This window comes from Mycobacterium stomatepiae, from assembly GCF_010731715.1.
GTDB lineage: Bacteria > Actinomycetota > Actinomycetes > Mycobacteriales > Mycobacteriaceae > Mycobacterium > Mycobacterium stomatepiae.
The window spans coordinates 171,931-198,751 of record NZ_AP022587.1 but is presented as its reverse complement, the minus strand read 5'-3'; the positions used below and the strand labels follow the sequence as shown (position 1 = coordinate 198,751).

Annotated in this window: 26 protein-coding genes and 1 pseudogene; 13 read left to right on the top strand and 14 right to left on the bottom strand. The window is 68.3% G+C overall.

All coding sequences use genetic code 11. From position 1 onward, the window contains the following. Positions 1-67: 67 nt before the first annotated feature. Positions 68-457, bottom strand: coding sequence for a polyketide cyclase / dehydrase and lipid transport (locus tag G6N54_RS01025; RefSeq protein ID WP_163788159.1), 390 nt, complete (start codon positions 455-457; stop codon positions 68-70). A gap of 190 nt (positions 458-647) precedes the next feature. Between G6N54_RS01025 and G6N54_RS01020 the strand changes: the two genes are divergently transcribed. Next, positions 648-2,450: an AMP-dependent synthetase/ligase gene (locus G6N54_RS01020; protein WP_163788158.1), complete on the top strand. Its 1,803-nt coding sequence runs from the start codon at positions 648-650 to the stop codon at positions 2,448-2,450. Positions 2,451-2,498: 48 nt separating this feature from the next. Here G6N54_RS01020 and pimB read toward each other — a convergent pair whose 3' ends face one another. The 4 genes from pimB to G6N54_RS01000 form a co-directional block, all read right to left on the bottom strand. Further along, the gene (gene pimB / locus G6N54_RS01015) at positions 2,499-3,686 is read right to left on the bottom strand and encodes a GDP-mannose-dependent alpha-(1-6)-phosphatidylinositol monomannoside mannosyltransferase (protein WP_163788157.1); all 1,188 of its coding nucleotides are present in this window, start codon (positions 3,684-3,686) and stop codon (positions 2,499-2,501) included. 61 nt (positions 3,687-3,747) lie between these two features. Further along, positions 3,748-4,596 (bottom strand): hypothetical protein, encoded by an 849-nt coding sequence (locus tag G6N54_RS01010; protein WP_163794372.1) that lies wholly within the window; start codon positions 4,594-4,596, stop codon positions 3,748-3,750. A 49-nt stretch (positions 4,597-4,645) separates the two neighbouring features. Next, positions 4,646-5,818, bottom strand: a complete 1,173-nt coding sequence (ripC, locus tag G6N54_RS01005; RefSeq protein WP_163788156.1) for a peptidoglycan hydrolase RipC — start codon at positions 5,816-5,818, stop codon at positions 4,646-4,648. 195 nt (positions 5,819-6,013) lie between these two features. Beyond that, complete coding sequence (locus tag G6N54_RS01000; protein WP_163788155.1) at positions 6,014-6,268, bottom strand: hypothetical protein; 255 nt, start codon at positions 6,266-6,268, stop codon at positions 6,014-6,016. A 114-nt stretch (positions 6,269-6,382) separates the two neighbouring features. Between G6N54_RS01000 and G6N54_RS00995 the strand changes: the two are divergent. Continuing rightward, positions 6,383-8,260 (top strand): annotated as a pseudogene (locus G6N54_RS00995) (DEDD exonuclease domain-containing protein); the annotation flags it as partial. On the opposite strand, the gene trpD reads toward G6N54_RS00995, so the two are convergent. Continuing rightward, a complete protein-coding gene (gene trpD, locus G6N54_RS30050) occupies positions 8,198-9,280 on the bottom strand; it encodes an anthranilate phosphoribosyltransferase (RefSeq protein WP_276056811.1) in 1,083 nt (360 codons plus the stop codon). The pseudogene G6N54_RS00995 and the gene trpD overlap by 63 nt on opposite strands. Before the next feature lie 149 nt (positions 9,281-9,429). Between trpD and ctaE the strand changes: the two genes are divergently transcribed. From ctaE to qcrB, 4 genes are read left to right on the top strand one after another with little or no spacing between them, the layout of a single operon-like run. Then, on the top strand, positions 9,430-10,041 hold the full coding sequence (gene ctaE, locus G6N54_RS00985) for an aa3-type cytochrome oxidase subunit III (protein ID WP_096288648.1): 612 nt from the start codon (positions 9,430-9,432) through the stop codon (positions 10,039-10,041). A 40-nt stretch (positions 10,042-10,081) separates the two neighbouring features. Beyond that, positions 10,082-10,942 carry a cytochrome bc1 complex diheme cytochrome c subunit gene (gene qcrC, locus G6N54_RS00980; protein WP_232073199.1) on the top strand — a complete coding sequence of 287 codons (861 nt, stop codon included), beginning with the start codon at positions 10,082-10,084 and terminating at the stop codon, positions 10,940-10,942. Further along, positions 10,939-12,117, top strand: coding sequence for a cytochrome bc1 complex Rieske iron-sulfur subunit (gene qcrA / locus G6N54_RS00975; protein ID WP_163788151.1), 1,179 nt, complete (start codon positions 10,939-10,941; stop codon positions 12,115-12,117). The genes qcrC and qcrA overlap by 4 nt, the downstream gene beginning before the upstream one ends. Then, positions 12,114-13,760 carry a cytochrome bc1 complex cytochrome b subunit gene (gene qcrB, locus G6N54_RS00970; protein ID WP_163788150.1) on the top strand — a complete coding sequence of 549 codons (1,647 nt, stop codon included), beginning with the start codon at positions 12,114-12,116 and terminating at the stop codon, positions 13,758-13,760. Before qcrA ends, qcrB begins: the two co-directional genes overlap by 4 nt. Before the next feature lie 6 nt (positions 13,761-13,766). Here the strand turns inward: qcrB and G6N54_RS00965 are convergent, their stop codons facing one another. After that, positions 13,767-14,195, bottom strand: coding sequence for a DUF5994 family protein (locus G6N54_RS00965; RefSeq protein WP_163788149.1), 429 nt, complete (start codon positions 14,193-14,195; stop codon positions 13,767-13,769). Positions 14,196-14,450: 255 nt separating this feature from the next. Between G6N54_RS00965 and G6N54_RS00960 the strand changes: the two genes are divergently transcribed. Continuing rightward, the gene (locus tag G6N54_RS00960) at positions 14,451-14,684 is read left to right on the top strand and encodes a hypothetical protein (RefSeq protein ID WP_163788148.1); all 234 of its coding nucleotides are present in this window, start codon (positions 14,451-14,453) and stop codon (positions 14,682-14,684) included. A 22-nt stretch (positions 14,685-14,706) separates the two neighbouring features. On the opposite strand, the gene G6N54_RS00955 is transcribed toward G6N54_RS00960, so the two are convergent. From G6N54_RS00955 to ctaC, 4 genes are all read right to left on the bottom strand, one after another. Next, positions 14,707-15,342: a DUF2561 family protein gene (locus tag G6N54_RS00955; RefSeq protein WP_163788147.1), complete on the bottom strand. Its 636-nt coding sequence runs from the start codon at positions 15,340-15,342 to the stop codon at positions 14,707-14,709. Then, the gene (locus tag G6N54_RS00950) at positions 15,342-16,313 is read right to left on the bottom strand and encodes an MmpS family transport accessory protein (protein ID WP_163788146.1); all 972 of its coding nucleotides are present in this window, start codon (positions 16,311-16,313) and stop codon (positions 15,342-15,344) included. Before G6N54_RS00950 ends, G6N54_RS00955 begins: the two co-directional genes overlap by 1 nt. Before the next feature lie 182 nt (positions 16,314-16,495). Further along, positions 16,496-16,915 carry a cytochrome c oxidase subunit 4 gene (locus G6N54_RS00945; RefSeq protein WP_163788145.1) on the bottom strand — a complete coding sequence of 140 codons (420 nt, stop codon included), beginning with the start codon at positions 16,913-16,915 and terminating at the stop codon, positions 16,496-16,498. Positions 16,916-16,923: 8 nt separating this feature from the next. After that, positions 16,924-18,024: an aa3-type cytochrome oxidase subunit II gene (ctaC, locus tag G6N54_RS00940; RefSeq protein WP_163788144.1), complete on the bottom strand. Its 1,101-nt coding sequence runs from the start codon at positions 18,022-18,024 to the stop codon at positions 16,924-16,926. A gap of 152 nt (positions 18,025-18,176) precedes the next feature. Here ctaC and asnB point away from each other — a divergent pair, with 152 nt between their 5' ends. Further along, positions 18,177-20,126, top strand: coding sequence for an asparagine synthase (glutamine-hydrolyzing) (gene asnB / locus G6N54_RS00935; protein ID WP_163794370.1), 1,950 nt, complete (start codon positions 18,177-18,179; stop codon positions 20,124-20,126). Positions 20,127-20,211: 85 nt separating this feature from the next. Here the strand turns inward: asnB and G6N54_RS00930 are convergent, their stop codons facing one another. Next, a complete protein-coding gene (locus G6N54_RS00930; protein WP_163794368.1) occupies positions 20,212-21,186 on the bottom strand; it encodes a carbohydrate kinase family protein in 975 nt (324 codons plus the stop codon). Between the two features lie 182 nt (positions 21,187-21,368). Here G6N54_RS00930 and G6N54_RS00925 point away from each other — a divergent pair, with 182 nt between their 5' ends. Continuing rightward, positions 21,369-22,034, top strand: a complete 666-nt coding sequence (locus G6N54_RS00925; protein WP_163788143.1) for an Rv0361 family membrane protein — start codon at positions 21,369-21,371, stop codon at positions 22,032-22,034. A 24-nt stretch (positions 22,035-22,058) separates the two neighbouring features. Here G6N54_RS00925 and G6N54_RS00920 read toward each other — a convergent pair whose 3' ends face one another. Then, on the bottom strand, positions 22,059-22,418 hold the full coding sequence (locus tag G6N54_RS00920) for a HesB/IscA family protein (RefSeq protein WP_085220493.1): 360 nt from the start codon (positions 22,416-22,418) through the stop codon (positions 22,059-22,061). Positions 22,419-22,488: 70 nt separating this feature from the next. Beyond that, positions 22,489-23,565 carry a glycerate kinase family protein gene (locus G6N54_RS00915; RefSeq protein ID WP_163788142.1) on the bottom strand — a complete coding sequence of 359 codons (1,077 nt, stop codon included), beginning with the start codon at positions 23,563-23,565 and terminating at the stop codon, positions 22,489-22,491. 246 nt (positions 23,566-23,811) lie between these two features. On the opposite strand from G6N54_RS00915, the gene G6N54_RS00910 reads away from it, so the two are divergent. The 4 genes from G6N54_RS00910 to G6N54_RS00895 are packed head-to-tail and all read left to right on the top strand — an operon-like array spanning position 23,812 to position 26,796. After that, positions 23,812-24,423, top strand: coding sequence for a DUF3043 domain-containing protein (locus G6N54_RS00910; RefSeq protein WP_232073706.1), 612 nt, complete (start codon positions 23,812-23,814; stop codon positions 24,421-24,423). Positions 24,424-24,449: 26 nt separating this feature from the next. Then, positions 24,450-24,986 (top strand): bifunctional adenosylcobinamide kinase/adenosylcobinamide-phosphate guanylyltransferase, encoded by a 537-nt coding sequence (locus tag G6N54_RS00905; protein WP_163788140.1) that lies wholly within the window; start codon positions 24,450-24,452, stop codon positions 24,984-24,986. After that, the gene (gene cobT / locus G6N54_RS00900) at positions 24,983-26,047 is read left to right on the top strand and encodes a nicotinate-nucleotide--dimethylbenzimidazole phosphoribosyltransferase (protein ID WP_163788139.1); all 1,065 of its coding nucleotides are present in this window, start codon (positions 24,983-24,985) and stop codon (positions 26,045-26,047) included. Before G6N54_RS00905 ends, cobT begins: the two co-directional genes overlap by 4 nt. Beyond that, on the top strand, positions 26,044-26,796 hold the full coding sequence (locus G6N54_RS00895) for an adenosylcobinamide-GDP ribazoletransferase (RefSeq protein WP_163788138.1): 753 nt from the start codon (positions 26,044-26,046) through the stop codon (positions 26,794-26,796). The genes cobT and G6N54_RS00895 overlap by 4 nt, the downstream gene beginning before the upstream one ends. Positions 26,797-26,821: the final 25 nt, after the last annotated feature.

Sequence of the window (26,821 nt, the reverse complement as noted above, 5' to 3'; positions counted from 1 at the left end):
CGGTCATCTCCGGTAGTACCCCGCCTTCGGACCGAAACGGTACTCTCCGGGCGAACCTTGACCGGAGTTAAACTACCGGAGAAACACCGACCGGACGTGACCGTTCCAGTGTCGTCTTGACCTCGAAAGCCATTTTCTTTCCCGCCACCCGGCGGCGGTGCGTCATTTTCGCCAGGTTCAGTTTGGCCAGCTCCCAGGCCGCCACCCCAGTCGGTTCGGCGTGCAGGAAATAGTGCAGCACCACCCCGTCCAGCGACGGCTCCAGCCAGACCTCCATGGTGCCGGTCAGCGCGCCGGTGACCGCCCAGCGGATTCCTTTTTCGGCGCGATCCTCGACGACCTGTAGCCGCAGATCTGGCCACCATCGTTGCCAGCTCAACTGATCGCCGATCGCGGCGCCGACCAATGCGCCGTCGGCGGCGACATAGGCCTGGTCGGCGATCTGGATGCTGTGCATCGTAACAGCTTCACATATCAATATCCGCCGTGCGCCGCCGAGGCCAAGCCGGACCCGGCCGCGGCGCCGCGCGACCGTCGCCGCAATCACGACGCGGCCCCAACCCACCGCTTGGTTGCTGCGCGAATGCCGCGATTAGTCTGGGTCATAGCAACCCGGCCACCGGTCACCCGATCAATAGAGGTCAACAGTGCGTGAGTACAGCGTTCCCGCCCGCTTTTCTATCGGTGAGCACGACAACATCGCGGCCATGGTCTTCGAGCACGAGCGCGACGACCCCAGCTTTGTCATCTACCAACGTCAGATCGACGGGGTGTGGACCGACGTCACGTGCGCCGAGGCCGCCCAGCAAATTCGTTCGGCGGCACTGGGCCTGATCGCGCTGGGCGTGGCGGCCGGCGACCGGGTGTCAATCTTCTCCGCGACCCGCTACGAGTGGGCGATCCTCGACCTGGCCATCCTCTCGATCGGCGCCGTCACCGTGCCGATCTACGAGACCTCGTCGGCAGAGCAGGTCCGCTGGGTGCTGCAGGACTCCGGAGCCGTCGTGGCATTCGCCGAAACCGACGCACACGCCGCGACGGTTACCGAGCTCACCGGCGAACTCCCCGCCCTGCGCCGGGTGCTGCACATCGACGGGGCGGGCCCCAAGGCGCTCGAGCAGCTCGAGGAGGCCGGCGCGGCGGTCGACCCGGCGGAGTTGGAGGCCCGCCTCGCGGCGCTGCGCCCCGAAGATCCCGCGACGCTGATCTACACGTCGGGCACCACCGGACGTCCCAAGGGGTGCCAACTCACGCATTCCAACCTGCTGTATGAAACCCGAGGCGCCAAGGAGTGCCTGCCCACCCTGCTGAACGAGGGGCAGCGGCTGCTGATCTTCCTCCCGCTGGCGCACGTGCTGGCCCGCTCGCTGACCCTGTCCGCGTTTGCCAACAAGGTGACCTGCGGGTTCACCAGCGACATCAAGAACCTGCTGCCGATGCTGGCGGTGTTCAAGCCGACCGTGGTGGTGTCGGTGCCGCGGGTGTTCGAGAAGGTTTACAACACGGCCGAGCAGAACGCCGCCAACGACGGCAAGGGGGCGATCTTCGCGCGGGCCGTGCAGACCGCGGTCGACTGGAGCGAGGCGCACGACAACCGCGGGCCCGGGCTGCTGCTGCGCGCCAAGCACGCGCTGTTCGACCGGCTGGTCTACCACAAGCTGCGCGCCGCGCTGGGCGGCGACTGCCACGCGTCGGTATCCGGCGGCGCACCGCTAGGGGCCCGGCTCGGCCACTTCTACCGGGGTGTGGGCCTGACCATCCACGAGGGCTACGGCCTGACGGAGACCAGCTCGGCCATCACGGTCAACCAAGTCGGCCGGGTCAAGATCGGAACTGTCGGAACCTTGTTGCCGGGCAACAGCATGCGCATCGCCGACGACGGTGAACTGTTGGTGCGCGGCGGCGTGGTGTTCAGCGGCTACTGGCACAACGAACAGGCCACCGCCGAGGCGTTCTCCGACGGCTGGTTCAAGACCGGCGATCTGGGCGCGCTCGACGAAGACGGCTTCCTGAAGATCACCGGCCGCAAGAAGGAGATCATCGTCACCGCCGGCGGCAAGAACGTCGCCCCCGCCGTGCTGGAAGACCAGCTGCGGGCGCACCCCTTGATCAGTCAGGCGATGGTGGTCGGGGATGCCAAACCCTTTGTCGCCGCGCTGATCACGATCGACCCCGAGGCCTTCGGTGGCTGGAAGCAACGCAACAGCAAGGCCGAGGGGTCGTCGGTGGGCGATCTAGCCACCGATCCGGATCTGGTCGCCGAGGTCGATGCCGCGGTCAAGCAGGCCAACCTGGCGGTGTCGCATGCGGAGTCGATCCGCAAGTTCCGCATTCTTCCGGTCGACTTCACCGAGGACACCGGCGAGCTGACCCCGACGATGAAGCTCAAGCGCAACGTGGTGGCCGAGAAGTTCGCCTCCGATATCGAAGCGCTCTACGACAAGGAGTAGCCTCCCGTCAGGCCAGCGTGGCCGCGCAGGATCCGATTGCTCGCCTCCTCAACCGGCCGTCCCCCGCGAGCGTGCGGTGCCCCCAGCCCGGCCCGCATCGTCGGCTCGCAGCAGGCCGGCCAGCCGAGCGGCCAGAATGTCCCAGCGCCACTGCGACGTCACCCATTCGCGTCCGGCCGCGCCCATCGCGGCGGCCCGGGCCGGGTCGGCCAGCAGCTCGGCGACGGCGTCGCCGACCTTGCGCACCGAATTCCCGTCGACGACGAGGCCAGTCTTATTGTGCTGCACCGCTTCCGGAGCTCCACCCGAGTCGCCGGCGACCACCGGTACGCCGGTCGCCGAGGCCTCGAGGAAGACGATGCCCAAGCCCTCGACGTCCAAGCCCGCGCCACGGGTGCGGCATGGCATCGCGAACACGTCGGCCAGCGCGTAGTGAGCGGGCAGCTCGGCGGAGGGCACCGCGCCGGTGAACGTCACGTGGTCGGCCACGCAGCAGTCGGAGGCCAGCTTGCGCAGGGTGTCCAGGTACGGGCCGCCGCCGACGATCACCAGGGCGGCGCCGTCGATGCGTTTCCGTATCGACGGCAGCGCCTTGATCAACGTGTCCTGGCCCTTGCGTGGCACCAACCGCGACAGGCACACGACGGTGGGCCGCTCCCCCAGTCCGTAGCGGTTGCGCAGCTCCGCACGTCCGGCCGGGTCGGGCCGGAACCGATCGGTGTCCACCCCCGACGGCAGGTACTCCAGCGATGCCGCGGGCCCGAACGCCGTCGCGAACCGGGACCGCGTGTAGCGGCTGACGAACGTCACGACGTCGGTGTCGTTGCCGATGCGCCGCAGCACCGACCGCGCCCCCGGGAGCATCGACCAGCCCACCTCGTGGCCGTGCGTGCTGGCCAGCACCCGGGTCGCCCCAGCCTGCCGCGCCCGCGCCGCCAGCAGCGCCAGCGGTGCGGCCGCGCCGAACCAGACGGTGTCGATGCCGTGGTCGCCGATCAGCCGGCGCATCCGGGCGTCGACCGCCGGCCCGGGCAGCATCAGCGTGCCCGGATGGCGCACCACCCGGTAGCCGGCCGCTTCCGCGTCGAACACGTCGGCGCCCTTCCACTGCGGCGCGTACACCAGCACCGCATGCGACCCGGTGTTCACCAGCCGGCCGACGAACTCGGCCAGGTAGGACTGGATGCCGCCGCGCCGCGGCGGAAAGTCGTTGGTTACCAGCAGGACCCGGCTCACTAGGGTCAGGCTAGCGTGGCGGCTATGCGGACCGCGACGCGGTCTGACGGGAGGCGGGCAATCAAGCCCCGTCGACCAGCCATTGCTGCCACCGGGCGAGCAGGCCGGCCCGGTCGACGCCCAGTACGTCGCGGGCGGCGTTGAACGGGTCGGCGTGCGCGACGCCGCAGACGGCGAGATAGTAGGCCCGCAGCTTGGGCGTGCCGAAGGTATCGGCGACGAAGCGGGCGAACCACCATGCGCGGTCGTAGGCCAGCGAGCGCTGCGGCCCGGGGCTGGCCAACTCGAGGTCCAACGGCACCGACGCAGGCTGCGAGCGCGCCTCGGCCGGGACGGGCGTGGTGGGCCGGGCGATGAAATCGGCGACGCCCTCGGCCAGCCACTGCGGCGCGTCGAGCGCGGTGTCCGCGCGCGACGCATAGTGAAAAAGCTCATGGGTCAACACGATTCGCAATGCCGAGTCACTCATGCCCGCCGCACCCGGCGCGAACACGATGCGCTCGCCGACCACCACCCGATGTTCGGGATCGACGCGATCGGCGACGGTCACCGCCGCGATATCGACCCACTGCGCCGGCGGTCCACCGCCGGCCGCGTCGCGAAACTGGTCGTCGGAACCGGCCACCACGATTGAGATGTCACGCGCCCAGTCGGTCCCCCAGAACGCCTCCACCTTGGTGATCGCGGCGGGCAGCTCCGATGCGATGCGGGCCAGCAGGCGGTCGGCGGCAGGGCCACCGAGGCCGATCAATCCGACCTCGCGGTCGCCGACGGTCAGGGGTGCCCGCACGGCGTCCCGGTGGCTTTGAGCGGGCGCGACGAGCCGTGCGCGTCTTATCGGGCCGTCGCGGGCATCCAGCGGCACCGCGGCGGCCGCAACGAACTCAACAACGAAGACCCAGGCCAGCAGGATCGGGAGCCACCGGCGGTGCCGAAGGTACTGGCTGCGCTGAGAACGATCAGTAACGGCGGGCGTCGTAGATCGGGCCGGACGAGTTCATCGGCACCACCCGTACCGGCACGCCGTAGGTCGACGAGTGAATCATCATCCCGTCGCCGATGTAGATGCCGCTATGTGACGCGTCGGAATAGAAGGTCAGCACATCGCCGGGCTGCAGGTCCGACAGTGCCACCGGCTGGCCGCCATGCGCCTGCGCCTGGCTGGAGTGCGGCAGCGAGATGCCGGCCTGCTGGAACGCCCACATCACCAGTCCGGAGCAGTCGAACCCGCCCGGTGCGGCGCCGCCCCACGAGTACGGCGTTCCGACCTGGGTCAGCGCAGCCTGCACGACGCTGGCGCGATCACCGCCGATGCCACTGGGACCACCGGGCGCCATTCCGGGCAGTCCGGGGAACATCGCATTCTGCGGCGGAGCGTCACCGGGCGGTAGCGCGCCGGGCGCCGGCGGGGCACCGGGCGGCAGCGCGTCCGGCGGGGGCGCACCGGGAGCCGGAGCTGCGGCAGGCACCTGCCCGGGGTCGGCCAGCGCGGTGCGCTGCTGCGGAGACAGGGAGACGTACTGCGATTTCACGACGGCGATCTGAACCTGCAGCTGGCTCTGCTTGGACTGCAGGCTGGCCCGCACCGCGGCGGCCTGCTCGGCCGCGCTCTTGGCGTCGGCGGCGGACTTGGCCGATTCCTGCTCGGCCTTGGCGGCCTGCTCACCGGCAACCCGGAAACTCGCCATCTGCGTAGACATTTGGGTCGCCATCACGCGCTGGACGGCCATCTTGTCGATCAGGCCCTGCGGCGATTGCGCGGTCAGCATGGCCTCCATGCCGTCGACGCGGCCACCCATGTAGGTCGCGGCGGCGAGTTTGTTGACGGCGTTCTGGAAGCTCGCCAGCCGGGCCCGCGCCCCGTCCACCGCGGCCTGGTCATCCGCGTGCTTCTTGTCGGCGGCCTGCTGGGCCGCGAGCTTCTCGTTGAGGTCGAGCTGCGCGCTGTGCATGGCCTCGGTGGTCTGCTCGGCCTGCCGCGACAGCTCACTGAGCTTTGCCAGCGCATCGTCGGCCGGATCGGCCGCCACATTGGCGGCACAGACACCCGATAAGACCGTGAGGCCTGCCAGCGTCCCGATGACTGACCGTGTGATGACACGCGAGATCGAATGCGCGGAGCCGAAACTCAAAGTATTGCTTCCTTAAACTTCCATCGACAATCGAGGTCGAGCTGGGTTTAGGTCTCAAACAGGTTACGAAACGATAAAGGCGTTTGTCCAAACCAGATCGTTAAGAAATTGGAAAGATTTCTGTCATAGCTATGTGAACGAGACCGGTCAGGTGACCAGGCAAGTGGCGGCCAGGGGTTTTGATACTCAGGGTCATTAAGCTACACCGGAGCCACGATTCCGATGAATCGGCACCAACCGCAACCGCGGCGCCAGCCCGGCTTCCGCGAGCACCTCGAGTGCAGCCCTCTCGTCGTGCAACAAAGTTTCCGGTACCCCGAGTAGCACACTGACCACGCAATCCCGGCATCCCGGTCCGCGCGCCGCGCAGTCGTCGCAGTCGATCACCACCGGTGCGCCCGGTGCCGACGCCGCGGCGTCTTTGCTGTCGGGTCCGCTGCTGTGGGCCATCGGAATCGGTCCTCTCATCCGGCTTGGTCGTGCTGACCCGAACGCTAACCGCGGGCACCGACAGCTTTTGCCGAGCGCGACCCCGGCGGCCGAGCACCGCCGGTGTCGGTCCCGATGCTTAACGTCAGGCCCATGGGTGTGACTGGTGGGACTCAACTGAGTTTCGCCGACCTCGAAACGAGCGGGGACTCCACCTGGGCGCCCGCCGACGAGACCCCGCTGCGCGAGACCACCTTCGTCGTGGTGGACCTGGAGACGACCGGCGGACGCAGCCGCGCGAAAGACGGGGCACCCGCCGACGCCATCACCGAGATCGGGGCGGTCAAGGTCCGCGGCGGCGTCGTTCTTGGTGAATTCGGCACCCTGGTGGATCCGCGGCGCAGCATCCCGCCCCAGATCGTGCAGCTCACCGGCATCACGACGGCGATGGTGTGCGCCGCCCCGACGATCGACGCCGTGCTGCCGATGTTCTTGGAGTTCGCCGGCTTGAAGCACGGAGCGGTGCTCGTTGCGCACAATGCGGGATTCGACGTCGGTTTCCTGCGCGCCGCCGCCGAGCACTGCGAAATCCGTTGGCAACGACCGCAAGTGCTCTGCACGGTCCGGTTGGCGCGCCGCGTGCTGAGCCGTGAAGAGGCACCCAGCGTGCGGCTGGCCGAGCTGGCGCGGCTGTTCGCCGTCACCACCCAACCCACCCACCGGGCGCTAGACGACGCCCGCGCCACCGTCGACGTGTTACACGCGCTGATCGAGCGGGTGGGCAACCAGGGCGTGCACACCTACGCCGACCTGCGCGCGTACCTGCCCAACGTGACATCGGCCCAGCGCCGCAAGCGCGTGCTCGCCGATCCCCTGCCGCACCGGCCCGGGGTTTATCTGTTCCGCGGGCCGTCGGGCGAGGTGCTCTACGTCGGCACCGCCGTGGACCTGCGCCGCCGGGTGAGCCAGTACTTCACCGGCGCCGACCCCCGCGGCCGGATGAAGGAGATGGTCAGCCTGGCCGGCGCGGTCGAGCACGTCGAGTGCGCCCACGCGCTGGAGGCCGGCGTGCGGGAGCTGCGGATGCTGGCCGCGCACGCGCCGCCGTACAACCGCCGCTCGAGGTTCCCGCAGCGCTGGTGGTGGGTGGCCCTGAGCGACGAGGCGTTCCCGCGGCTGTCGGTGGTGCGGGCCCCTCGGCACGACCGTGCGATCGGGCCGTTTCGGTCCCGCACCGACGCCGCCGATACCGCGCGGCTGCTGGCACGGTTCACCGGAATCCGCACCTGCACAGCGCGACTCGGCCGTTCGGCCCGCCACGGTCCGGCCTGTCCCGAGGTCGAGGTGTCGCCCTGCCCGGCCGCCCGCGATCTGACCGCGGCACAGTACGCCGAGGCCACCCAGCGCGCCGCGGCCCTGATCGACGGCGCCGACCACAGCGCGTTGGACGCCGCCGTCGGCCAGGTCACCGCGCTGGCCTCCGATCGCCACTTCGAGAGCGCGGCGCGGTTGCGCGACCGCATCGCCACCGCCGTCGAGGTGCTGTGGCGGGGCCAACGGCTGCGGGCGCTGGCCGCGCTGCCCGAGCTGATCGCCGCGGCCCCGGACGGCAGCGGCGGCTATCACCTCGCCGTCATCCGCTATGGCCAGCTCGCCGCGGCCGGCACCGCCCGGCGCGGGGTGCCGCCGATGCCGGTCGTCGACGCGATTCATGCGGGCGCACAAGCGATTTTGACGGAGGCAGCACCGCTCGGCGGCGCGCTGGTCGAGGAGACGGCGCTGATCGCGCGCTGGCTGGTCGCCCCGGGAGTACGCATCGTTCGGGTCGCCGGCGAGATCGGCTGGGCCTCGCCGCTGGGATCGGCCGGCGCCTGGGCGGGATGGGCGGCGGCGGCCCGCTCGGCACGGCTGGCCTCGCAGCAAGACCCGGAGCAGGCGCGCGGATCGGGCTCAGACCTGCTGGCTAAACCGCACCCAACGCGCGAGCAGCTCTTCGGCGGCCCCGGAGTCGATGGCCGCGGTGGCGCGCTCCAGCCCGTCCTCCCACGCCGGCAGCCATTCAGCGCGGCTGGATAGGCCCGCATGGGCGACGATCGCGCCGGCGGCGTTGAGCACGACGGCGTCGCGGACGGCGCCCTTGACACCGCCCAGCACCGCGCGCACCTCCTCGGCGTTGGCGTAGGCGTCGCCGCCCAGCAGTTGGTCGAGTTCGGCGCGGGCGAACCCGAATCCCGCGGGGTCGAACGTCAGCTTGTCCACCGTGCCCGCCTGCACGCGCCAGATCGTGCTCGTGGTGGTGGTGGTCAGCTCGTCCAGCCCGTCGTCGCCGTGCACGACCAGCACGCTGGCCCGTCGCGCGGCGAACACCCCGGCCATCACCTCCGCCAGGTTGGCGAACGCGCAACCGATCAGCCCCGCCCGCGGTAACGCCGGATTGGTCAGCGGTCCAAGGAGATTGAAGACCGTCGGTATGCCGATCTCGCGGCGTACCACCGACGCGTGCCGGTAGGACGGATGGAACGCCGGCGCGAAGCAGAACCCGATGCCGACCTCGCTGAGGCTGCGGGCGACCTGGTCGGGTCCCAGGTCGATGCGCACACCCAGAGCCTCGAGCGTGTCGGCGCCGCCGGACAGCGACGACGCCGCGCGATTGCCGTGTTTGACCACCGGCACCCCCGCGGCCGCGACCACGATGGCGGCCATCGTGGACAGGTTGACGGTGTTGACGCCGTCGCCGCCGGTGCCGACGATGTCGACAGCGTCGTCGCGGATCGCGTCGGCGGGGATGCGGCGCGCGTGGCTGAGCATCACGTCGGCCAGCTCGCTGACCTCGGCGGCGGTCGGCACCTTCATCTTCATCGCGACCGCGAACGCCGCGATCTGGGCCGGACGGGCGTTGCCGGTCATGATCTGGTCCATCGCCCACGCGGCCTGACCGCGGGCCAGGTTCTGCCCGTCGGTGAGCCGGCCCAGCAGCTGCGGCCAGGTCGGCGTGGCCCCGGGAGCCGTCGCGGAAAACGCCCGGGGCACCAGAGCCTCAGATGATGCAGCCACGCGCCGATGGTCCCACGCGGGCCAACCGTCGTTTCCGGGGCGCTGAAAGTTCCCGCCAAAACGACTCGCGGGGGCGAATTTCCGCCCCGGGTAGAGTTCAACAACTACAAAGCGTCATACTTGGGGATGTGACGAGTGCTGTAGGGACCTCGGGGACCGCGATCACGTCGCGAGTTCATTCGCTGAATCGGCCCAACATGGTCAGTGTCGGCACCATAGTGTGGCTGTCGAGCGAGCTTATGTTCTTTGCTGGCCTGTTCGCGTTCTATTTCACGGCGCGGGCGCAGGCCGGCGGGAACTGGCCACCGCCGCCCACCGAGCTGAACCTGTATCAGGCCGTGCCGGTGACTTTGGTGTTGATTGCGTCGTCGTTCACCTGCCAGATGGGCGTGTTCGCCGCCGAGCGCGGCGACGTCTTCGGCCTGCGCCGCTGGTATGTGATCACCTTCCTGATGGGACTGTTCTTCGTCCTCGGGCAGGCCTACGAGTACTACCACCTGGCCACCCACGGGACGACCATCCACGGCAGCGCCTACGGCAGCGTGTTCTATCTGGCCACCGGCTTCCATGGCCTGCACGTCACCGGCGGGCTGATCGCTTTCATATTCCTGCTGGCCCGCACCGGGATGAGCAAGTTCACCCCGGCGCAGGCGACGGCCAGCATCGTCGTGTCTTACTACTGGCATTTCGTCGACATCGTGTGGATCGCGCTGTTCACCGTGATCTATTTCATCCGCTGAAGGCCGGCGCTTTCAAAGAGGAATGAACAGGAGTGCTCGGTTGAAGAAACTGGGATTCACCCGATCCCGCGGCCGCAAGCCGCAGAGCCAACCGCGGAAAGAGCAGTCGCGGCGGCGTCTTCGCCGCCGGCTGTCCGGCGGCCTGCTGCTGATGATCGCGCTGACCATCTCGGGTGGGCTGGCCGCCGTGCTGACCCCCACGCCCCAGGTCGCCGTCGCCGACGAGTCGAACTCGGCGCTGCTGCGCAACGGCAAACAGCTGTTCGACACCTCGTGCGTGTCGTGCCATGGCGCGAACCTGCAGGGCGTGCCCGACCACGGACCCAGCCTGATCGGCGTCGGCGAGGCCGCCGTCTACTTCCAGGTGTCCAGCGGTCGCATGCCGGCCATGCGCGGTGAGGCGCAGGCCCCGCGTAAAGCGCCGATCTTCGACGAGGCCCAGACCGACGCGCTCGGGGCCTACGTGCAGGCCAACGGCGGCGGGCCCACGGTGGTGCGCAACCCCGACGGCACCATCGCGATGCACTCGCTGCGCGGCGAGGACCTCGGTCGCGGCGGTGACCTGTTCCGGCTCAACTGCGCCTCGTGCCACAACTTCACCGGTAAGGGCGGCGCGCTGTCGTCGGGCAAGTTCGCGCCCGACCTCGGTGAGGCCAGCGAGCAGCAGATCCTGACCGCGATGCTGACCGGCCCGCAGAACATGCCGAAGTTCGCCGATCGCCAGCTGTCCTTCGAAGCCAAGAAGGACATCATCGGCTACGTCAAGAGCGTCACCGAGGAGCGCTCGCCGGGCGGCTACGGCCTCGGCGGGTTCGGACCCGCGCCCGAGGGCATGGCGGCGTGGATCATCGGGATGGTCGCGGCCATCGCGTTGGCACTGTGGATTGGGGCGCGAGCATGAGCTCGGAAAGCACTGGCGTCGGTAAAGAGCCGGACGAGGCCGCACTGGCCGCGATGTCCAACCAGGAACTGCTCGAACTGGGCGGCAAGATCGACGGCGTCGAGACCGTCTTCAAGGAGCCGCGCTGGCCGGTCGAGGGCACCAAGGCCGAGAAGCGTGCCGAGCGCGGCGTCGCCCTGTGGCTTTTGCTGGGCGGCGGTTTCGGGCTGGCGCTGCTGCTGATCTTCTTGTTCTGGCCGTGGGAGTACAAGTCGAACGAGCAGGCGGGTAACTTCATGTACTCGCTGACCACCCCGCTGTACGGCTTCACGTTCGGGATGTCCGTCCTGTCGATCGCCATCGGCGCGATCCTGTACCAGAAACGCTTTATCCCGGAAGAGATTTCAATTCAGGACCGCCACGACGGCGCCTCCCGCGACATCGACCGCAAGACGGTCGTCGCCAACCTGACCGACGCCTACCAGACGTCGACGATCGGGCGCCGCAAGCTGATCGGGGCATCGTTCGGGCTGGGCATGGGCGCGTTCGGGCTCGGCACCTTGGTGGCTTTTGCCGGCGGCCTGATCAAGAACCCGTGGAAGCCGGTCGTGCCGACCGCCGACGGCATGAAAGCGGTGTTGTGGACGTCCGGTTGGACCCCGCGCTACCACGGCGAGACCATCTACCTGGCACGCGCCACCGGTGCCACCGACGGTGCGCCGTTCGTCAAGATGCGCCCCGAGGACATCGACGCCGGCGGCATGGAGACCGTCTTCCCATGGCGCGAGTCCGACGGCGACGGCACCACGGTGGAGTCGCACGAGAAGCTGATCGGCATCAAGATGGGTGCCCGTAATCCCGTGATGCTCATCCGGATTCGACCCACCGACATGCAGCGGGTGGTCAAGCGCCAGAACCAGGAGAGCTTCAACTTCGGCGAGTTCTTCGCCTTCACCAAGGTCTGCTCGCACCTGGGCTGCCCGTCGTCGCTGTACGAGCAGCAGTCCTACCGAATCCTGTGCCCCTGCCACCAGTCGCAGTTCGACGCATTGCATTTCGCCAAGCCGATCTTCGGCCCGGCGGCGCGTGCATTGGCGCAGCTGCCGATCACCATCGACTCAAACGGGTATCTGGTTGCCAACGGCGACTTCATCGAGCCCGTCGGTCCTGCATTCTGGGAGAGGACGACAACATGAGTCCGAAGCTGAGTCCCCCGAAGATCGGTGATGTCCTGGCCCGCCAAGGCGAGGACATCGACACCCGGTATCACCCGTCGGCCGCGGTCCGCCGGCAGCTCAACAAGGTCTTCCCGACGCACTGGTCGTTCCTGCTCGGTGAGATCGCGATGTACAGCTTCTTCGTGCTGCTGATCACCGGCGTGTACCTGACGCTGTTCTTCGACCCGTCGATGGTCGACGTCACCTACAACGGCGTGTACCAGCCGCTGCGCGGCGTCGAGATGTCGCGGGCCTACCAGTCCGCGCTCGACATCTCGTTCGAGGTCCGCGGTGGCCTGTTCGTCCGCCAGATCCACCACTGGGCCGCGTTGATGTTCTCCGCCTCGATCATGGTGCACCTGGCCCGCATCTTCTTCACCGGCGCGTTCCGCCGCCCCCGCGAGGCGAACTGGGTCATCGGCTCGCTGCTGCTGATCCTGTCGATGTTCGAGGGTTACTTCGGCTACTCACTGCCCGACGACCTGCTCTCCGGTATCGGTCTGCGCGCCGCGCTCTCGTCGATCACGCTGGGCATGCCGGTCATCGGAACCTGGTTGCACTGGGCACTTTTCGGCGGCGACTTCCCCGGCACCATCCTGATCCCCCGCATGTACGCGCTGCACATCCTGTTGATTCCGGGCATCATCCTGGCCCTGATCGGGTTGCACCTGGCCATGGTGTGGTTCCAGAAGCACACCCAGTTCCCCGGCCCGGGTCGCACCGAGACCAATGTCGTCGGCGTGCGCGTGATGCCGGTGTTCGCGGTCAAGTCCGGCGCGTTCTTCGCCGCCATCGTGGGTGTGCTGGGCCTGATGGGCGGCCTGCTACAGATCAACCCGATCTGGAACCTGGGCCCCTACAAGCCTTCTCAGGTGTCGGCCGGCTCGCAGCCTGACTTCTACATGATGTGGACGGAAGGCCTGGCTCGTATCTGGCCGCCGTGGGAGTTCTACTTCTGGCACCACACCATCCCCGCGGCGGTCTGGGTGGCGCTGATCATGGGCGGCGTCTTCGGGCTGCTGGTCGTCTACCCGTTCCTGGAGAAACGGTTCAGCGGCGACAAGGCCCACCACAACCTGCTGCAGCGCCCGCGCGACGTCCCGGTGCGGACTTCGATCGGCGCGATGGCGATCGCGTTCTACATGCTGCTGACGCTGTGCGCGATGAACGACATCATCGCGTTCACGTTCCACATCTCGCTGAACGCGACGACGTGGATCGGGCGTATCGGCATGGTGATCCTGCCGCCGCTCGTCTTCTTCATCAGCTATCGATGGTGCGTTGGGCTGCAGCGCAGCGACCGCGCGCTGCTCGAGCACGGCGTCGAGACCGGCATCATCAAGCGGCTGCCGCACGGTGCCTACATCGAGCTGCACCAGCCGCTCGGCCCGGTCGACGACCACGGCCACCCGCTCCCGCTGGAGTACCAGGGGGCGCCGGTGCCCAACAAGATGAACAAGCTGGGCTCGGCCGGTTCGCCGGGTAGCGGCAGCTTCTTGTTCGCCGACCCGCCGTCCGAGGATGCGGCGTTGCGCGAGGCGGCCCACGCCTCCGAGCAGCGCGCGCTGACCGCGCTGCGGGAGCGCCAAGAGACCAACGGTTCCTCGAACGGCGAGCACTAGCCCGCGTCAGCTGGCGGCGCGCTGCTGTTCTGCGGCCCGCAGGATCGAGCCCGCGGTCACATACGTGGACTTCTCGCGGTCGGCGGCTCCGACCGGCAGGTTGGCCGCGCAGCGCAGCACCATCAGCGCGAGCGGGCTGTTGGTAGCGTACGGGATGATCAGCAGGTTGGCGTGAGCGTCTTCGCCGCTGATGGTCATGACGTGGTGGCGCTTTTGTTCCGGGCCCGGCCAGTTGATGTCGGGTGGCCGTTGCAGCGGTTGCCAATTGACGTTGATCGCAGTGATGTCCCCCAACAAGGGCGTCAGCATCGCGACAACGGCAGGCAATTCGTTGGTGATGCGGTCTGCGCGCGGCCACCAGGCTCCGTCGATGACGCGCCCGAGCTTGCGCGCCACCGACAACCGGACGGGATCGGCACGGAACGGACGGGTCATCGCGGACGTCGCCGGCCAGCGACGCTGAGGACTACACGATTCACGCGGTTCCCTTCGCTATCGGCACCGCCTCACGATTGTGAGCGGCAGAGCTAGGTGTCATCCGCGCCGATGCGGCGTACCACCGCTGACAAAGAGAACAACTCACGGTTGAGGCTACGCCACGGGCAGACGGTTACCACCAGCACCATCGATAACGGATATACATCGCACATCCCACGTAGGGTTGGGGCAACGGAAGTGGGGATGCCAACCATGGCGACACAAAACTGGAGTGACGCGCCCGAGATTCGTCCCTCCGAGATCCGGGTTGGCGACGTCATCGGCACGCTTTTACCCACCGGTCTGCAATACACGGTCAAGTTGATCAGTGCGCCGCAGAAGAGTCCGGGAAAGTGGACATTCTTCTGCCGTGACGCCAAGGGCCTGCAGCACACCAGCACCTTCCGGGACGACGAGCTGGTTCGCCGGTACGCCAAAGCATCGTGAAACCGTCGGGCGCCGCGACCGACTAACTCGCCGCGGCGACTTCGCGGCGTAGCTGCCGAACGTAGAGCCACTCGATCGCCGGCATCGCGGCGGTGACGGCACCGGCCAGCCCGTAGCCGACCCACGATGGACCGTCATGGCCGACGGCCATCGAATAGGTCGCGGCGGCAACGGCAATCAGCGCGATGCCCATCGTGCCGCTCAGGACAACAGCGCCGCGCAAAAAGATCCGGTCCACGGCCTCGCCGGACCACTCCCCGGCCGCGCCGGCCGTCTGGGCCCGCTGCGGACGCACCCGTTCGACCACGGTCCGGGTGGCCGACTGCCGGACCGGTGGACGTCCCTGCAGGGCCGTCGACCGAACGATCGGCGGCTCGGCCTTGGTCATCCGGCGAGCGCGCAGCAGCACCGGAACGGCCCCGGCGATGATCAACGCGGACACGATGATGACGGTGTACAACACCCACGGCGTGCTGTGCGCATTGCGGGCCGCGCTGTGGAAGCCCCGGCCCAGATCGGCCAGCGCGACGGCAGCGGCCACGCTGACGCCCAGCAGCAGCAGCCAGATCACGGCGCACGTGCCCAGCAGGAGTCGATCGATGACGTCGGGCGGAACGGTGTCGGACCCGCGCCGATACGCGGAGTATCTGCTGACCATCAGCAAGCCGTCTGCGGCTGGTCGGTGTTGTTCGACGACAACACCGTTCCGTCGCTGGTGGTGATCGAGCAATTGAGCCGGCTGACCCGGAAAAGGCTGGACGCCTGGACGGAGCCGACGTCGGATTGCGAGATCGGGGTGACCGTCATCGACCACGGGATGTAGACATTGTGCTGGGTGCGTGAGCGGCCGGACGCGTCGACATAGGTCACCGAGATGATGTCGCCCGGCGCCTTGGTTCCGGTCACCGAATAGGTGACCTGGCGCGGACCGGCGGGGGTGGTCGGTGGTGGTGGCGGAGGCGGGGCCGCGGTTGCCGACGTGCTGGCCGGCGGCGCGGTGGTCGGCGCGGGCGGTGGTGGTGGCGGAGGAGGCGGTGGCGTCACCGTCACTGTCTGGGTCTCCGTAGCTGTCGGGGGCGGTGGGGGTGGTGGCGGCGGTTCGGTGGTGGTCGGCGGGGGCGGCGGCTTGGTCGTGGTGATCTCGTCCTGCACCGGCGGCGTCGACGACGTGCTGGTGCCCGGATTGGCGAGTTGATTGGTGTCGGTGCGCGCGAACAGCAGCGACACCGAGACGACCAGCGCGATCGCGGCCACGATGGCGGCGACGCCGACCACCCACGGCCAGCGCGGGGTGCCGTCGTCGTCATCGTCGTCGTCGGATGAGTCGTCGTAGCTTTCGTAGTCGTAGAGCCTCAGATCGGCAGGCACATACGCACCGCCGATGAAATGCTCGGACTCGGGTGCGGAGTAGGCACGCGAATAGGCGTCCGTCTCGCCGGTCTGCTCTGCCGGTATTGCGCCGCTGTCTTCGAAGGGTTCGAGTTCCCCGCCGGCAGCCAATTCGTCCAATTCGTCGTCGGGCTCGTCAAATTCGTCGCTGGGCTCGGTGCCGGAATTCGGTTCCTGGTGGAACTCATCGTCGGAATCGGATTGGTCGGGTTCCCATCCCGGGGGTTTCGGCCCGCTCATGTCTGCCTGCCCTGTCCAACTGCATCGCCTGTGCACGGGACATCAGGGGTACCTCGTGTCGCACGTGCTCGGGGGATTCTCATGTGCCTGCGCAAACCCTACCGAACCGGGTAGCGCAAAGAAGTCTTGGCAAACGGGCGACGGCTCAACTGATGCCCGGATTGTTACCTTTGAGACGCAAATCAGTGCTTCTCGGGGCCTACGTAGTACTCAAAGACCAGTCCGGCCGCGGAAGCAAGGATAAACACCACGCCCGCGACGATCAGCCAGGGCAGCCACAGCGCAATGCCGACCGCGGCGACCGAGCCCGACAACGCGAGCATCAGCGGCCACCAGCTGTGCGGTGCGAAGAATCCCAATTCCCCTGCACCGTCGCTGATTTCAGCGCCCTCGTAGTCCTCGGGCCGGGTATCGAGGCGACGCGCCACGAAGCGGAAGAAGGTGGCCGTGATCAGTGCCAAGCCCCCAGTCAGCGCCAACGCGGTGGTACCGGCCCACTCCTCGCCGCCGGTGGCGTACAGCGCGGTCAGTACCCCGTAGAGCACCGCGCACAGGACGAAGAACGCCGCGCAGAATTCGAACAGCCTCGCTTCGATATGCATTGCGTGTCCTAACCTACTGGTTGGGTCAGTTCGCCGCGGCGAGTGTCAAACGGATGGGTGGTCACCGCTAGCGGGGACTGAGCGATCGCCTGCAACGCTTGGGCGTTCGTCTTTCCGTCGATCCGTTGCTGCAAATAAGCCTTGAAGTCGTTGGGCTCAACGACGCGGACCTCGAAGTTCATCATCGAGTGATACGTGCCGCACATCTCCGCGCAGTGGCCGACAAATGCCCCGGTCTTGGTGATCTCTTCGACCTGGAAGACGTTGACCGAGTTGTTTTGCTTGGGGTACGCCATCACGTCGCGCTTGAAGAGGAATTCCGGAACCCAGAAAGCGTGGATGACATCGGCCGAATTCAATACGAATTCGATGCGTTTGCCGGCCGGTAACACCAGCACCGGAATTTCCTGCGGGGTTCCGAGGGTCTCGACCTTGTCGAAGTTCAGGTAGGTCCGGTCCTCGGTGTTGATTCCGCGCACCGGGCCGACGCGCTCCTCGCCGTGCTCGTCCTTGCCCTCGGGCTTGGAGACCATCGCCTTCTTGCGGGCCTCATCGGCACCGTCATAGCTCAGCGTGCCGTCCTTGAAATCGACCTTCTGATAGCCGAATTTCCAGTTCCACTGGAAGGCCGTGACGTCGATCACAACCTCGGGGTTCTTGTCCAGGTGCAGCATCTTCTCCTGCACCACGACGGTGAAGTAGAAGAGCACCGAGATGATCAGGAACGGCGTCACCGTCAGCACCAGTTCGAGCGGCATGTTGTAGCCGAACTGCCGGGGCAGTTCGGTGTCCGTCGCCTTCTTCCGATGGAAGGCCGCCGACCAGAAGATCAGGCCCCACACGATGACACCGACGACCAGCGAAGCGATCACCGCGCCGATCCACAGCTCCCGGTTGAGGTGAGCCTGCGGGGTGATGCCCTCGGGCCAGCCGAGAGCAAACACCGTCTGCCAGCTGCATCCGCTGAGGGTAACCGCCAGCACGCCCAGCGTCGCGGCCAGTGCCAGCGGTCGAAAACGACGGGAAAGACCCCTAGGTGCGTCTGGCGAACGGCGCTGAAATATGCCCTGCGACAAACGCTGCGAACGGAACTGCCCGCCGGGTGTCACGTTGGCGCCTCCTGCTCGAACGTCGAATACTACGCAGCGTAGACCACGCCGCTGCGCCCGGCGACTAAACCCCGGCCGGTCGGCCGTCGCGTCGTCGAGATCGGCCGGTGCGGCACCCCCAAGCCTCGCCGAAGTACGGCATATTGGTGGCCGTGTGTGGACTGCTGGCCTTTCTCGCCGACCCGGCCGGCGTCGAGACGGACGCGGCGCGGGCCGGCGGCGCGATAACCCGCTCGCTGCACCTGATGCGCCACCGCGGGCCCGACGAGCCCGGTGGCCTGTTCGACCCGGACGCCGACGGAGCCGTTGTCTTCGGCTTCAACCGGCTGTCGTTCATCGATATCGCGCATTCGCATCAGCCGCTGCGCTGGGGGCCGCCCGAGGCGCCCGACCGCTATGTCCTGGTCTTCAACGGCGAGATCTACAACTACCTCGAGCTACGCGACGAACTGAGCGCGCGGCACGGCGCCGCCTTCGCCACCGACGGTGACGGCGAGGCCATCGTCGCCGGCTACCACCACTGGGGCACCGACGTGCTGACCCGGCTGCGCGGCATGTTCGCCTTCGCGCTGTGGGACACTGTGACCCGCGAATTGCTCTGCGCCCGTGACCCTTTCGGCATCAAGCCGCTGTTCATGGCGACCAGCACCGGCGGCACGGCGGTGGCCAGTGAGAAGAAGTGCCTGCTGGATCTCGTCGACCTGGTCGGGTTCGACACCGCGATCGACAGCCGCGCCGTGCAGCACTACACCGTGCTGCAGTACGTGCCCGAGCCCGAGACGCTGCATCGCGGGGTGCGCCGGCTGGAATCGGGCTGCTACGCCCGTATCCGCCCTGGACAGCGACCTGAGGTCACCCGGTACTTCGTGCCGCGGTTCGCCGCGGTGCCGCTGACCCGCGATAGCGAGCAGGCGCGCTACGACGAGATCACCGCGGTACTCGAGGACTCGGTGGCCAAGCACATGCGGGCCGACGTCACCGTCGGGGCGTTCCTGTCCGGCGGCATCGACTCCACCGCGATCGCGGCGCTGGCGATCCGGCACAACCCGCGGCTGATCACGTTCACCACCGGATTCGAGCGCGAGGGATTCTCCGAGGTCGACGTCGCGGTGGCCTCGGCCGAGGCGATCGGCGCGCGGCATGTGACGAGGGTGGTCAACCAGGCCGAGTTCGTCGCCGCCCTGCCCGAGATCGTCTGGTACCTCGACGAGCCGGTCGCCGACCCGGCGCTGGTGCCGCTGTACTTCATCGCGCGCGAAGCCCGCAAGCACGTCAAGGTGGTGCTGTCCGGCGAGGGCGCCGACGAGCTGTTCGGCGGCTACACCATCTATCGGGAACCGTTGTCGCTCAAGCCCTTTGATTATCTGCCACGGCCGGTTCGACGCTCGATGGGCAAGATGTCGCGGCCACTGCCCCAGGGGATGCGCGGCAAGAGCCTGCTGCATCGCGGGTCGCTGACCCTCGAGGAGCGTTACTACGGCAACGCCCGCAGCTTCTCGGACGCGCAGCTGCGCGACGTGCTGGCCGGGTTCCGCGAGGAGTGGACGCATACCGACGTGACGGCCCCGCTGTACGCAGAATCGGCGGGCTGGGACCCGGTGGCCCGCATGCAGCACATCGACCTGTTCACCTGGCTGCGAGGCGACATTCTGGTCAAGGCCGACAAGGTGACGATGGCCAACTCGCTGGAGCTGCGGGTGCCGTTCCTGGACCCCGAGGTGTTCGCCGTCGCGTCCCGGTTGCCCGTCGAGGCGAAGATCACCCGCACCACCACCAAGTACGCGCTGCGGCGAGCGCTGGAACCGATCGTTCCGGCGCACGTGCTGCACCGGCCCAAGCTCGGGTTCCCGGTGCCCATCCGGCATTGGCTGCGCGCCGGCGAATTGCTGGAGTGGGCGCACGCGATGGTGGACGCCTCGCAGGCCGGCTATCTCGTCGACACCGCCGCCGTGCGCCGGATGCTCGACGAACACCGAAGCGGCGTCAGCGATCACAGCCGCCGGCTGTGGACGGTGCTGATCTTGATGCTCTGGCACGCGATCTTCGTCGAGCACACCGTGGTGCCGCAGATCAGCGAGCCGGTGTACCCCGTCCAGCTCTAGGTGCTGCCCGGCGCGTCGAGTGTGACTCCTGGAAACCGCCTGCACACTCGCCGCCGCGAGTTCACACTCGACGACGTGACGCCGGCTAGACCAGCACCGCGGCGATCTCGGCAGCCGCCTCGTCGCCGTAGGCATCGGTCAGCCGCGTCTTGGCGACGGCGGGGTCCCACGTCCACTCCTGGGTGCCGGTCGACTCCAGCACCAGCACGGCGACCAGCGAGCCCAGCTGCGCCGAGCGCTCCAGACTCAGCCCGGCGCTGCGACCGGTCAGGAAGCCGGCCCGGAACGCGTCACCGACGCCGGTCGGGTCGGTGAGGCTGTTCTCCGGCACCACGCCGACATGCGTCGTCGTGCCGTCGCGATCGACGATGTCCACGCCCTTGGCGCCCAGCGTTGTCACCCGCAGACCGACCTTGCCCAGCACGTCGTTCTCCGACCAGCCGGTCTTGTTGAGCAGCAGCTCCCACTCGTAGTCGTTGGTGAACAAGTACGCGGCCCCGTCGATCAGCTTGTCGATCTCTTCCCCGGACAGGCGGGGCAGCTGCTGGGACGGGTCGGCGGCGAAGTCCAGGCCAAGCTTGCGGCACTCCTCGGTGTGCACCACCATCGCGTCGGGATCGTTGGCCCCGATGATGACCAGGTCGGGCTTGCCGACGGACGACACGACGTCGGCGAGCTTGATGTTGCGGGCCTCCGACATCGCACCCGGGTAGAACGACGCTATCTGGGCCATGTCCTCGTCGGTGGTGCAGGTGAACCGGGCGGTGTGCGCGGTCTCGGAGATCAGCACGTTCTCGCAGTTCACGCCGTGGCGCTCCAGCCATTCGCGGTATTCGCCGAAGTCGTCGCCGGCCGCACCGACCAGCGCGACGTCACCGCCGAGCACGCCGATGGCGAAGGCAATGTTGCCCGCCACGCCGCCGCGATGAATCACCAGGTCGTCGACCAGGAAGCTGAGCGAAACCTTCTGCAGATGCTCGGCCAGCAGGTGCTCGGAAAACCGGCCAGGAAAACGCATCAGATTGTCGGTCGCAATCGAACCGGTCACCGCGATCGTCACGAAATCTCCACCCTTCATTGGTAAGCGCGTCCAGCCTACCCACGCGTTTCGACGGCCGTTGCGTCCGCAGTCGGCGAGAGGGGGTGCGCTAGCCTCCCTAGGGAACTCACCTAAGTCGCCGGGACCGAATACCCGGGCGGTGCCCGCTCGAGGTCGGTGTCTACCACCGTAGGAGAACCACAATGGGCGGTCCGCACTCGCCGAACCACCCCGTCGGCGGCGACGCACCTGTGCCCTACACCGAGCCGGTCGACTTCCCGCACGATCCCCCGGCCGGCGAGACGCCCTACGCGCCCGGGCCAGCCCACGAACCGGCGCCCGGCGCCTACCCCGGCCCGCCGCCGCCCGGCTACCCGAAGCGTCGGTCAACGCGGCGGGTGATCATCGGGGTGCTGGTGGCGATCGCCCTGGTCGCCGGGATGACGGCGGCGATCGTCTACGGCGTGCGCACCAACGGGGCCAACACCGGTGCCGCGTTCTCCGAGGCGACGGCCAAAGCGGCGATTCAGGGCTATCTGGACGCGCTGGAGAACCGCAACACCGAAGAAGTTGCCCGCAGCGCGCTCTGTGGCCTCTACGACGGCGTGAAGGACCGCAGATCCGACCAGGCGCTGGCCAAGCTGAGCAGCGACGCGTTCCGTAAACAGTTTTCGCAGGTCCAGCTGACCTCAATCGACAAGATCGTCTACCTGTCGCAGTACCAGGCGCAGGCGCTGTTCACGATGCAGGTCTCACCCGCGACCGGCGGCCCGTTGCGCGGCCAGGTCCAGGGCGTCGCGCAGCTGCTGTTTCAGCGCGGCGACATCCTGGTGTGCTCATACGTGCTGCGCGCCGGGGGCTCGTACTAGCCCCCGGTACCTAACCGCTGAAGGTCAGTTGAAGGAGTCCCCGCAGGCGCACGAACCCGTGGCGTTCGGGTTGTCGATGGTGAAGCCCTGCTTCTCGATGGTGTCCACGAAGTCGATCGACGCGCCTTCCACGTAGGGAGCACTCATCCGGTCCACCGTCAGCTTCACACCACCGAAGTCCGCGGTCAGGTCGCCGTCCAGCGCACGGTCGTCGAAGAACAGGTTGTAGCGCAGGCCGGCGCACCCGCCCGGCTGAACCGCGATACGCAGCGCCAGGTCGTCGCGTCCCTCTTGGTCCAGCAGGGACTTCGCCTTGGTGGCGGCGGCCTCGGTCAGGATTACGCCGTGAGTGGTCGTGGCGCTCGACTCGTTTTGCACCGTCATTACTTCTCCTACATGCCTGTTGTTGGGTAGGTGCCCGGGCACCCGAGCCCCTCGGGTAGAACCCAATGCGTCAACGGTACCTCGCGGGACCGCTATTCCCGAGTCGCGCCGCCACCTGTGACGCTAATCCCATCAGCTGGTTTGCCGCATCGGCCAGCGCCAATCCCACCGAGCCGGCGTACTCCGCCATCGACAGCGCGGACATGATGCCCGCGGTCCGCACCGCGGTTTTCTCCAGCCCGACCTGCCCGGCCAGCACGATCACCGGAATTCCCAGTGGCCCGGCCGCCGCCGCGAGCGAACCGACCACCTTCCCGTGCAGGGATTGCTCGTCGAGCTTGCCTTCGCCGGTGACGATCAGCTCGGCGATGTCGAGGTCGTCGGCCAGATGCGTGTGCTCGGCGATGATCGCCGCGCCCGACTCGCAGCGGCCGCCGAGCGCGAGCAGGCCTGCGCCGATGCCGCCGGCCGCGGCGGCCCCGGGTTCGGAGCTCACGTCGCGTCCGGCCACCGCCTCCAGTTGCAGCGCCCATGCCTCGAGGCGAACTTCCAGCGCCGCGACGCTCGCCGTGTCCGCACCCTTCTGCGGTCCGAACACCCGCGCCGCGCCCCAGGGCCCCACCAGCGGATATTCGGTGTCCGAGGCGGCGATCAGCTCGACATCGGCCAGCTGGTGCCGGGCGACTTCCAGGCCGCCCAGCTCGGCGATCATGCCTTGGCCGCCGTCGGTGCACGCGCTGCCGCCCAGCCCGACCACGATCCGTCTCGCCCCGGCCTGCAACGCCTCGGCGATCAACTGTCCGACTCCCCTGCTGTGCGCCGCCAGCGCGGTCTCGGGGTCGGCCGGCCGGCCCAGCAGTCCCAGGCCGCAGGCTTGAGCGATTTCCAGGTAAGCGGTCGCCGTCTCCGGGTCCCAGACCCACTCGGCCTCCACCGTGGTGTCCAGCGGCCCGACGACCTCGACTCGCCGCTTCTCCCCGATCCGGTTGGCCAGCACCTCGATGAAACCCGGGCCGCCGTCGGACTGCGGAGCAACGATGAACTGGTCGCCCGGGCGGGACCGGGTCCAGCCGGTCGCGATGGCGGCGGCAGCCTCCAGCGCCGAAAGACTGTCGCCGTAGCAGTCCGGGGCCACCAACACCCGCATAGCCGGCAATTGCAAACGACCCGGAGAAAGACCAGTGGCAACATCGTCCGAGGCCATCGAGCCGTTGTCCATCACCCGTAGCCGTTCATCACAGTTAAGGGTAGGTCTAAATAACGTGCCGCCGCAGAGCTATCGCGATGCCTGACGGGGCCATTGGCCGAACCGGACCGGCCGCGAAGTAACCTGGCGGTTGTGAAGTTGTTGGGCCGTAAGAAAACCCATGCGGAAGTCCCGGATGGCAACCTTGTGACACCTGTTGCATCCGACGAAGCCTTGGACGCGGTGTCGCGCGGATCACGCCGAACCGACCCCAAGGGCCGGCCCACACCCAAGCGCGAAGCCGCTCGCCGCAACGCGAAGAAGGGCCCCGTCGCCCCGGCTCCCAAGACCGCAGCCGAGGCGCGGGCCCGCCGCAAAACGCTGGCCGGCCCGAAACTCAGCCGCGAGGAGCGCAAAGCCGAGCGCACCGCCGGCCGGGAACGCATGATGGCCGGCGAAGAGGCGTACCTGCTGCCGCGCGACCAGGGCCCGATCCGCCGGTATGTGCGCGACGTGGTGGATTCGCGGCGCAATGTGCTCGGCCTGTTCATGCCGTCGACGCTGGCACTGCTGTTCGTCATGTTCGCGGTCCCCCAGCTGCAGCTCTTCATCTCTCCGGCAATGTTGGTGATCACGTTAATCATGGGCATCGACGGCGTGGTCTTGGGCCGCAAGGTCAGCCGACTGGTCGACGCGAAATTCCCGAGCAACACCGAAAGTCGGTGGAAGCTAGGCCTTTACGCCGCTGGCAGGGCTTCCCAGATGCGCCGGATGCGGGCACCGCGGCCCCAAGTCGAGCGCGGCAGCAGTGTCGACTAACCGTTGCCGGAAAGCCTCCTGACCCAGTGCGCACGCTGGTGCTCGGCGGGATCAGGTCGGGCAAATCCGAGTGGGCCGAACGGGCCATCGCCACGTCCGTGCCACCGGGTCAGCCGGTTCGTTACCTGGCGTCCGGGCCGGGCGGCGACGACGATGCGGACTGGGCACACCGGATCGCCAAACATCGCGACCGTCGGCCCGCGCATTGGTCGACGATCGAAACTCAGGACATCACAACCGAATTGCGTCAGTCACCGGATACTCCGACCCTCGTAGACGACCTCGGCGCCTGGCTGACCGGCACACTGGATCGCCACCAGGCGTGGGAGAACGCAACGGTGGCCGGCCCGGTCCACGAGATGCTCGACGCCATCGGCGCGTTCGAATCCACGCTGGTGCTCGTCAGTCCCGAGGTCGGGTTGTCCGTGGTGCCCGCCACCGCGTCCGGGCGCCGGTTCGCCGACGAGCTGGGCTCGCTCAACCAGCGCGTCGCGGCACTGTGCGAGCGAGTGGTGTTGGTGGTGGCCGGTCAGCCAGTATCGATCAAACCGTCGGGGACATGATGGAATTCGCGCCGATCGTCTCGCCCGACGCCGAGGCCGCCGCGGCCGCCCGCGCCCGCCAGGACACCCTGACCAAGCCACGCGGCGCACTGGGCCGTCTCGAGGACCTGTCCGTCTGGGTCGCGTCGTGCCAAGGCCATTGCCCACCAAGGCAATTCGAACGTGCCCGGGTGGTGGTGTTCGCCGGCGATCACGGTGTCGCCAAATCCGGGGTGTCGGCATACCCGCCGGAAGTCACCGCCCAGATGGTCGCCAACATCGACGCCGGCGGCGCGGCGATCAACACGCTGGCGGCGATCGCGGACGCGACGGTGCGCGTCGTCGATGTGGCGGTGGACGCCGAGCCGCTCTCGGAGCAGATCGGCGCCCACAAGGTACGGCGCGCCAGCGGCGACATCGCCAGCCACGATGCGCTGACCGACGAAGAGACCGCCCGCGCGATCGCGGCGGGCCGGCGCATCGCCGACGAAGAGGTCGACGCGGGTGCCGACCTGCTGATCGCCGGCGACATGGGCATCGGAAACACCACCGCGGCGGCGGTTCTGGTCGCGGCGCTGACGAACGCCGAGCCGGTCGCGGTGGTCGGCTTCGGATCCGGCATCGACGACGCCGGCTGGGCCCGCAAGACGGCCGCGGTCCGCGACGCGTTGTTCCGGACGCGGCCGGTGCTGCCCGACCCGGTCGCGTTGCTGCGCTCGTGTGGCGGCGCGGATCTGGCCGCGATGGCCGGCTTTTGCGCACAAGCCGCGGTGCGGCACACCCCGCTGCTGCTCGACGGCATGGCGGTGACGGCCGCCGCGCTGGTCGCCGAACGCCTGGCGCCGGGCGCGCGGCAGTGGTGGCAGGCAGGGCACCGCTCCACCGAGCCGGGTCACGCGCTGGCCCTGACGGCGCTCGACCTGGACCCGATCCTGGATCTACGGATGCGGCTGGGCGAGGGCAGCGGCGCGACGCTGGCCCTGCCGGTATTGCGCGCCGCGGTGGCCACGCTGTCGTCGATGGCGACGTTCACCGGGGCCGGTGTCTCCAACCGGCGCGACGACGCCGCGCCTTCGCCATGATTCGTTCGCTGGCAACGGCTTTCGCATTCTCGACGGTCTTGCCCATGCCGAACGACGCTCCGCTGGACCGCGGCGCCATGACCGCGCTGCCGGTGGTCGGAGCGGCGCTGGGAGCCGTGGCCGCGGGCATCGCCTGGGGCGGCTCGCTGGCCTTCGGCGCGTCCAGTCCGCTGCCGGGATTGCTTGCGGTGGCAGCACTTTTGCTCGCGACGAGGGGGCTGCACATCGACGGCGTCGCCGATACCGCCGACGGGCTGGGCTGCTACGGGCCGCCGCCGCGCGCACTGGCGGTGATGCGCGACGGGTCGACGGGACCCTTCGGCGTCGCGGCCGTCGTGCTGGTGATCGTCTTGCAAGGCTTGGCTTTTTCGGCGCTCGGCGCAACCTGGCGCCATGGGCTTGTCGCGATCGTCGTCGCGGTCGCCGCCGGCCGGGTCAGCGCCGTGCTGGCCTGCCGCCGCTCGGTGCCGACGGCCGACGGTAGCGCGCTGGGCATCCAGGTCGCCGGTACCCAACCCGCCGGCGTCGTCGCCGGCTGGGTCGTGGTGCTGCTCGCGGTTTCGCTGGCGGCCGGCCCGCGACCGTGGCAGGGACCGGCGGCCGTGGCGTTGGCATTGTGCTGCGCCGCGGTGTTGGTCGGACACTGCGTGCGCCGTTTCGGCGGCATCAGCGGCGACGTGCTGGGCGCCGCAATCGAGCTGACCACAACGGTCAGCGCGGTCACGCTTGCGGCACTGGTCCGCTGCTAGCCGGTTACTGTCGGGCCCGAACGGG